Raw genomic sequence first — 548 nt, forward strand, 5'->3', positions numbered from 1 at the left:
GATAAGTGACTGGGGTGAAGTCGTAACAAGGTAGCCGTATCGGAAGGTGCGGCTGGATCACCTCCTTTCTAAGGAAAAAAATCTTCACACTATTTTAATTATATATGGGGGTATAGCTCAGTTGGGAGAGCGCCTGCCTTGCAAGCAGGAGGTCAGGAGTTCGAATCTCCTTATCTCCACCAATGACCTAACAGAAATCTACGATTTCGTCGTAGGTCAGGTGTCGCGCAGTTTCAAATCTATGATTTGTCAAAAAGCGACCAAACCGACACGCTGAAATCGAGCGAAAGCGAAGATTGAAGCGAAGGAGGTTGTGTGTAAAGAATTCCCAAGAGACCGACCGCAAGGGAGAGTCGATTGGCTAGAATTCGATTACCACCAAGACTTTCGCGATAGCGAAAAGATCTGATGACTTCTTTGAAAAAAGAAGAGAACCATAACAACTTAAAAACTAATCAAAATTTCTTAAACAAACAATTAAACTGGAAATAAACAGAAATGTTTATTAACAAAGGTCAAGTTAAAAAGAGCACTAGGAGAATGCCTAG

The 548-nt window shown here is 41.6% G+C and carries 1 tRNA gene and 1 rRNA gene; both read left to right on the plus strand.

From position 1 onward, the window contains the following. Positions 1-68, plus strand: a 16S ribosomal RNA gene (locus tag WMO19_RS09885); the annotation flags it as partial. Between the two features lie 38 nt (positions 69-106). Then, a tRNA-Ala gene (locus tag WMO19_RS09890) sits at positions 107-182 on the plus strand. Positions 183-548: the final 366 nt, after the last annotated feature.

The sequence above is a fragment of the Peptoniphilus hominis (ex Hitch et al. 2025) genome (assembly GCF_040096015.1).
Classification (GTDB): domain Bacteria; phylum Bacillota; class Clostridia; order Tissierellales; family Peptoniphilaceae; genus Peptoniphilus_A; species Peptoniphilus_A hominis.